At 45.6% G+C, this 7492-nt stretch carries 5 protein-coding genes; 1 reads left to right on the forward strand and 4 read right to left on the reverse strand.

The annotated features are described in order from the left end of the window. Positions 1 to 346: 346 nt before the first annotated feature. The 4 genes from V4C51_RS16400 to V4C51_RS16415 form a co-directional block, all read right to left on the reverse strand. Complete coding sequence (locus V4C51_RS16400) at positions 347 to 1048, reverse strand: hypothetical protein (RefSeq protein WP_330927257.1); 702 nt, start codon at positions 1046 to 1048, stop codon at positions 347 to 349. 802 nt (positions 1049 to 1850) lie between these two features. Continuing rightward, on the reverse strand, positions 1851 to 2555 hold the full coding sequence (locus tag V4C51_RS16405; protein WP_330927258.1) for a hypothetical protein: 705 nt from the start codon (positions 2553 to 2555) through the stop codon (positions 1851 to 1853). Positions 2556 to 2886: 331 nt separating this feature from the next. Further along, positions 2887 to 3591, reverse strand: a complete 705-nt coding sequence (locus V4C51_RS16410) for a hypothetical protein (RefSeq protein WP_330927259.1) — start codon at positions 3589 to 3591, stop codon at positions 2887 to 2889. 602 nt (positions 3592 to 4193) lie between these two features. After that, a complete protein-coding gene (locus V4C51_RS16415; RefSeq protein ID WP_330927260.1) occupies positions 4194 to 6383 on the reverse strand; it encodes a heavy metal translocating P-type ATPase in 2190 nt (729 codons plus the stop codon). A 246-nt stretch (positions 6384 to 6629) separates the two neighbouring features. Here V4C51_RS16415 and V4C51_RS16420 point away from each other — a divergent pair, with 246 nt between their 5' ends. Further along, on the forward strand, positions 6630 to 7166 hold the full coding sequence (locus V4C51_RS16420) for a phosphoribosyltransferase (RefSeq protein ID WP_330927261.1): 537 nt from the start codon (positions 6630 to 6632) through the stop codon (positions 7164 to 7166). Positions 7167 to 7492 lie beyond the last annotated feature (326 nt).

Below are 7492 nucleotides of genomic sequence, written 5' to 3' on the forward strand. Positions count from 1 at the left end.
GAGCGCCGTACCGGGGAGTACGGTCGACTGAGCAAAACTCCCTTAGAGCCGCAAGGAGCAAGCAAGGCCAGGAGCATGTTTATGAAATATCCGGGCTAGATACCCATAGTTATTACGGCGATGGAGCTACCTTTCTGCTCAGACCGGTCAGATCGTTCTTTCAAAAAGGTATAGTACAGAAATAAACCACAAAAGGAAGCACCTGACGCTTAATGAAATGACGCACAAGAGGGTTGACCCCATGATGCCCGAAAGCAACAGACGTTCGCCAAAACCTCACATAGATATTGATCAGTTAGCGCAAGAACTCCCACTCCCAATGACGATGTAAGCCATCGAACTCACGTTAAGGCGGATAAAAAACAAATATTTTTTTAATTTTAGCGCGAAGATGCCCATATAACCTGCTGCTATCACAAAACCAGTCACAATGATGTCTTTCTGCCCCTGTGGGTGTATGTAATTTCTGAAATGCCGCTATACGATGAAGCAACTTCTGACGATAACGATCTGCGCCCTCGTACAAAAATGCCAAAAATCCCCGTTTTATTTTGTGATCTTCGTTACTCCAATACTTTGTGGTATCTGTGCTTGCCGTTGACTGGTCTGGCACAAACCCCAGGTCGATAAAGAAATTCATCGCTGAAAGAGCAGGGTGGTCAACATAAATGCGATGGTGTTGTTCACTGCACGTTTTGACGACAGCCAGAAAAAGAAGCAATTGATCCAGAAAAAATTCTTTAAAGTCTTGGCAAATACCTATGTTCAAAATGGTATAGCGAGGATTTGATGCATTGATATGAGCAGGCGCTGATATATCGGCTGCTTCCGGGGACTGAAAGCGAACAGAGATACAAGCGCAGACATTATAAAGGCCTGACTTATGGGCGCCTGAAAGGTAATAAAGGACTGTATTGTTGTCTAATTGGTAAAAATTGAGATCAAAAGCCTTGTTATCTTCAAGAAAGTCGTTTCCAACGTTTTCTTTGGTGGTTAAAGGTCTAATTCTGGTACCTCTGGGATAAATCAATTCGTTTGACCTCAGCATAAGCCCTCCTGTGACTGTACGCGGTAGCAACCACTGAGTTTCTTTCCCCTGGCGTCTTTTTTACTGCTATGACGTACTTTGTTTAAGCACCACCTTGCACGAACCAGACTCCACAGCAAGGGAGCTTCCTTTTATTAAGCTTGCAGCCTGGATAGTTAAAAAATGTCTTTTATATAGCAGGCTCCTCCAGAGACCAGCCCCATAAAATAGCAACATAAGCCTGTTTTAGCGACGCCGCCAAAGGGTTGCTACCGCTGCTGAGCATTATACTGCTATTTCTCACCGTATTCAGTCGATCAATGGTCTGTCATCATCTCTTTCAGGGTGTTTTTTGACGCGATGAGTCTCGCCAGCTAGCCCGGATATTTCATAAACTGCCCTGAGAATTGCGCGGAACCTTGCGGCTCTAAGGGATTTTGCGAAGGAGCGCCGTACCGGGGAGTACGTTCGACTGAGCAAAACTCCCTTAGAGCCACAAGGAGCAAGCAAGGCCAGGAGCATGTTTATGAAATATCCGGGCTAGATACCCACAGTTATTACAGCGATGGAGCTACCTTTCTGCTCAGACCGGTCAGATCGTTCTTTCAAAAAGGTATGGTACAAAAATAAACAACAGAAGAAAGCGCCTGAAGCACTTCCTTATGTGGAAATGTGGAAATGTGGAAATGTCTGACGCTTAATGAAATGACGCAAAAGAGGGTTGACCCCATGATGTCCGAAAGTGACAGACGTTCACTAAAACCTCACATAGATATTGATCAGTTAGCGCAAGAACTCCCGATGACGATGTAAGCCATCGAACTCACGAAGGCGGATAAAATTCAAATATTTTTTTAACTTTAGCGCGAAGATGCCCATATAACCTACTGCTGTCACAAAACCAGTCACAATGATGTCTTTCTGCCCCTGTGGGTGTATGTAATTTCTGAAACGCTGTTATATGCTGAAGCAATATATCGCGATGGCGATCTTCTTCCTCGAACAAAAATGCAAACCATTCCCGATCTATTTTGAAATTTTCGTTACTCCAATAGCTCGAGGCATCGGTGCTTGCCGTTGACTGGTCTGGCGCAAAGCCCAGCTCGATAAAGAAATCTATAGCTGAAAGAGCAGGGTGGTCAACATAAATACAAGGGTATTGTTCACTGCATGTTTTGACGACAACTAGAAAAAGGAGCAGTTTGTCCAAAAAAAATCCTTTAAATCTCCTGGAAATACCTATGTTTAAAATTGTAAAGCGAAGCTTTGATGCATCGATCTCAGCAATCTCTGATATATCATCGGCTTCTGGGGACTGGAGGCAAACAGAGATACAACCACAGACATTATACACACCTGACTCTCGAAGGCCTGACAGGTAATAAAGTACTGCATTGTCGTCTAACTGATAAAAATTGAGGTCAAACGTCTTATTGTCTTCAAGAAAGTCGTTTCCAACGTTTTCTTTGGTGGTTAAAGGTCTAATTTTAGTCCCTCTGGGGTAAATCGATTCGTTTGACCTCAACATAAGCCCTCCTGTGAATCTGTTTACAGTAATAACCCTATTTCCCCAGAAGTCTTTTTAACCTGCTACGACGTACTTTGTTTAAACACCACCTCGCATCATGAACCAGGCTTCACATAGCAACGAGGGAGCCTCCTTTATTAAGCTTGCAGCCTGGATAGTTAAAAAATACCTTCTATCTGGCAGGCTCCGGCAGGTACAAACACCATGAAAAACCAACATCAGCCAGACACCCACGGCTATTATAGTGATGGAATAACTTTCTTGCTCAAACTGGTCAGGATTTTGCTCTAGAATTATGCTTTCATCCCGATGACGATGTAAGCCATCGAACTCACGAAGGCGGATAAAATTCAAATATTTTTTTAACTTTAGCGCGAAGATGCCCATATAACCTACTGCTGTCACAAAACCAATTACACTGGTGTCTTTCCGTCCCTGTGGGTGTATGTAATTCCTGAAATGCCGCTATATGATGAAGCAAATTCTGACGATAACGATCTCTTCTCTTGTACAAAAATGCAAAAAATCCCCGTTCTATTTTGAAATTTTCGTTACTCCAATAGCTCGAAGTATCTATGCTTGCTGTTGACTGGTCTGGCACAAACCCCAGGTTGATAAAGAATTCCGTCGCTGAAAGAGCAGGGTGGTCAACATAAATGCGATGGTGTTGTTCACTGCACGTTTTGACGACGACTAGAAAAAGGAGCAGTTGATCCAGAAAAAATCCTTTAAATTTCATGGAAATACCTATGTTTAAAATCGTATAGCGAGGCTGTGATACCGTGATCTGAGCAGGCTCTGATATATTATCCGCTTCTGGGGAATGGAGGCGGACAGAGATACAAGCACAGACATTATACTTACCTGATTCTTGATGGCCTGACAGGTAATAAAGTGCTGTATTGTCGTCTAACTGATAAAAATCGAGGTTAAAAGTCTTTTTGTGGTCAAGAAAACTGCTTCCAACGTTTTCTTTGGTGGTTATAGGTCTAATTTTAGTCCCTCTGGGGTAAATCGATTCGTTTGACCTCAACATAAGCCCTCCTGTGAATCTGTTTACAGTAATAACCCTATTTCCCCAGAAGTCTTTTAACCTGCTACGACTACGACGTACTTTGTTTAAACACCACCTCGCATGAACCAGGAGCCTGTCCGAGAATAGACTACGCTACTGCGGTTGCGATAAATTGGTCTAAAAATTCCTGCTTCTTCATCAAATGGCCCCGCTATTCTCCTCAGAAACAGACATTTTTATCCTTAATTTCTCGCAATCCTCGCTAAGGGCGCTATTTTCGGTCAGGCTCCTAGGCTTCGCATAACAACGAGGGAGCCTCCTTTATTAAGCTTGCAGCCTGGATAGTTAAAAAATACCTTCTATCTGGCAGGCCACGGCAGATACAAACACCATGAAAAACCAACATCAGCCAGACACTCACAGCTATTATAGTGATGGAACAACTTTCTTGCTCAAACTGGTCGGGATTTTGCTTTAAAATTATGCTTTCAAAAAGGTATGACGCAGAAATAAACGACAAAATAAGGTGCGCCAACGGTTTCTTTATCTCAAAACCCTGGCGCTTGATGAAATGACTTAAATGGTGATTGACCCCATGGGGCCAGCAAGTAACAGACGTTTTTTTACCCTTTATGGCGCAGTAACCTCAGTGCATTGGCGGTGACGATTGCCGTAGCACCCGTGTCAGCAAGGATAGCAACCCATAGTCCCGTATAGCCCAACAACGATGTCACTAAAAAAAGAGCCTTCAGGCCAATAGCAAAAGTAACGTTCTGACGAATAGTAAACAGTGTCGCCTTTGACAGGCTGATTAATCCGGGTAACTCTTCCAGTCGATTATGGGTCAGCGCACAGTCAGCTGTTTCTAACGCAACATCAGAGCCTTCGCCCATGGCAATGCCTACATCGGCCAGTTTTAACGCCGGCGCATCGTTAATACCGTCGCCGACCATAGCAACCACCGATCCCTGCCTGGTCAAACTCATAATGGCAGATGATTTCTCTTCCGGCATGAGTCCAGCGCGATAGTCCATATCAAGCTCACCGGCAATGGCTGCTACCGCCAAGGGGTTATCACCGCTGAGCATGATACTTTTAATACCCATAGCATTGAGCTGATCAATACTTTGCTTTCCCCCCTTTCTCAGGGTGTCTTTTAACGCAATGAGTCCGGTCAACTCACCATCCACAGTTATTACAGCGATGGAACACCCTTCCTGCTCAAACCCGGTCAGGATCGCTTCAGCACCGCTCACCGTTTTTACTGCCTCCATCAGGTGGCGAGGGGTACCAACAACAACGGATTGCCCCATAACGTCACCTTTTACCCCCAGCCCCGTCATTGTTTCCCTGTGACTGGCTGTTGGAATCACCACCTGCCGCTCATTGGCAAAATCAATAATAGCCCCGGCCAAAGGGTGGGTTGAGCCGGTTTCCACAGCTGCTGCCCTGGTGATAACAAAAGCCTCATCACCAGAGAAAGCATAAACACCTGTGACTATTGGCTTTCCTTCCGTCAGTGTGCCGGTTTTATCAAAAGCCATATGGGTTACGCGCCCTAATTGCTCCAGGGCTGCCCCCCCTTTTACCAGCGCGCCGCGACGAGAAGCAGCGGCCAATGCTGAGGTCACCGCAGCGGGTGTCGATATCACCAATGCACAGGGGCAACTGATTAACAATAATGCCAGTGCCTTATATACCCACGCATTCCAGCTCTGCCCCATCAGCAAAGGAGGTACAACGGCTATCAGCGCGGCAAGAATGATCATTGCCGGGGTGTACCACCGGCTGAAGCGATCAATAAACCGTTCGATTGGCGCTTTGCTTTGTTCGGCTTCTTCAATCAAACGAATAATACGGTCAACCGCATTTTCACCGGGCTTTGACAACACGATAAAGCGAGACACCTTATCCACCAGCAGCGCACCTGCCAACACCCGACTGCCTTGCTCATGCTCAACAGGCACAGATTCACCCGTAAGGGCACTTTCATCAAAGCTTGCGGTACGGCCTGACAAGCTGGCGTCCACGGCTAACCGTTGACCAGGCCACACTTCAATCACATCGCCGGGCAAGAGCGATTCAGCTAACACTTCATTCTGGCTACCATCAGCATTGATTTTCAGGGCAGTGTCGGGTGTCAGAGCCATGAGCTTTTGCACACCCTGACGTGCCCGCCCTGCCGCAAAGGCTTCAAGATGCTCTCCCACCATAAACAACAATAACACCATGGCGGCTTCAGCCGTTTCACCCAATACCAAGGCGCCAGTTGCGGCAATAACCATAAGGGTTTCAATAGCAAATGGTGAGCCTGCGCGGATTAAGCCTGATGCTTTTCGAGCGATGGGAATCATTCCCCATAAGGTGGCGAGGGTAAATAAAAAGCTGCTGTATGCCGGTGTCACCTTGCTGGCAATGACAGCCATCAACACCATCATGGTAAAAGCCAACAAGTTGCCAAAACGGGCAAAAACACCCTGAGGCATTCCCTCTTGTTTTGTATCAGCCTGGTTTTTGGCTGTACCCGCCAATGTAAAACCTGCTTTTTTTACTGCTTGTATTACGGCGATTTTCACGTTGGTCTGTTTGTCCGCCAAAACAATAAGCCGTTCAGTAGCAAAGGCCACCCGGACACTGATCACCCCTTCAAGGGTTTTAACAGCATTCTCAATTTTGCTGGCGCAACTGGGACAATCCATCCCCTGAACGCGCCATTGAAAACGAATGAAGTTCTTGCTGATTTGACCTGATTGAGTCATTACAGTGGCTTGTTGTTGATAGCCACTGGATTTTGTTTCAGTGCAGCAACTCATAGCGCAAACCAATAAAAATTAATTTATATAAAAATATATTTATATAAAGATGCCGTCAAGCACCTGAATTTTTATTCATGAAGACAGAAACCCATCAGGACAGAAGGGCCAGGGCTTTGACAGGAATAGCCATAGAGCAGATTCGCCCTTAGAAGATAAGCAGCCAATGCGTTCATGCTGTTTACAGCGCTTTTCTCTATTGCACAACGGCAATCACTTCCATAGAATCCGCAGGATTTCCTTCAAATGACCCGATGCAATCTTCTTATGTCCAACATGCCACACTACAACTTCACCTACGACACTATTCATAACACCATTCGTAATACCGCAATAGCCATTGCTGAACATAATTACGAGCCTGACTACCTGCTGGCAATTGGCGGTGGCGGCCTGATTCCTGCACGTATCATGCGGACCTATATCAACCGTCCTATCTTGACTGTCTCTCTGTCACGTTACAGTGATGAGAGTGGCTCAAAACCTGCCAACGAGCCTGTCAAGTTACAATGGCTGGAGACAAACATCGACCTGATGGGCAAAAAAGTGCTGGTGATTGATGAAGTAGACGACGAAAGAACAACACTTGAGTTTACCTTGCAGCACCTGTTTGAGAGCCACCCTGGCGCTGAGTTTTCTGTTTTTGTCGTTCATAACAAGAAGAAAGAGAAGAAGGGCCAACTGCCAGAACATATCAAGCATTTCTTTGTGGGCGAAGAAATCGAAGATTACTGGATCAATTACGCCTGGGATGCTGAAAACATCGATATCTTTGGCAAATAAGCAGCGACGAGGGGGCTGATGACTTCAGCTATCCGCTTGCCCTTCAGCATCAGCAATATGCGTTGCTCATTCGGCTGTTGATACTTAGCATCGGCCCTGTCAATCCCACGCCTTCATTTCATCAGTTTAAGCCCAGCTCTGGAAAAAAGAACAGAAAAAGAACAAAAAAGAACAGGACACCCACAAATTTATCCAGCTTATCCGGCAATGTCTAATACCAATTGTCTTTGGCTCTTAATGGATTCCGGGGAGTCGTCAGAAATACGGTTTTCCCGACTACAAAAACCGAGTGTTTCAACGTAAAACAGCTTCACTATGAAGCTTTA

Source organism: Candidatus Sororendozoicomonas aggregata, from assembly GCF_031528575.1.
In the GTDB taxonomy this organism is placed as follows: Bacteria; Pseudomonadota; Gammaproteobacteria; order Pseudomonadales; family Endozoicomonadaceae; genus Endonucleibacter; species Endonucleibacter aggregata.

Bases quoted from the DNA above. Each gene is read 5' to 3' on its own strand.
- V4C51_RS16415 (WP_330927260.1), bottom strand. From the start codon at position 6,383: ATGAGTTGCTGCACTGAAACAAAATCCAGTGGCTATCAACAACAAGCC.
- V4C51_RS16410 (WP_330927259.1), bottom strand. From the start codon at position 3,591: ATGTTGAGGTCAAACGAATCGATTTACCCCAGAGGGACTAAAATTAGA.
- V4C51_RS16420 (WP_330927261.1), top strand. From the start codon at position 6,630: ATGACCCGATGCAATCTTCTTATGTCCAACATGCCACACTACAACTTC.
- V4C51_RS16400 (WP_330927257.1), bottom strand. From the start codon at position 1,048: ATGCTGAGGTCAAACGAATTGATTTATCCCAGAGGTACCAGAATTAGA.
- V4C51_RS16405 (WP_330927258.1), bottom strand. From the start codon at position 2,555: ATGTTGAGGTCAAACGAATCGATTTACCCCAGAGGGACTAAAATTAGA.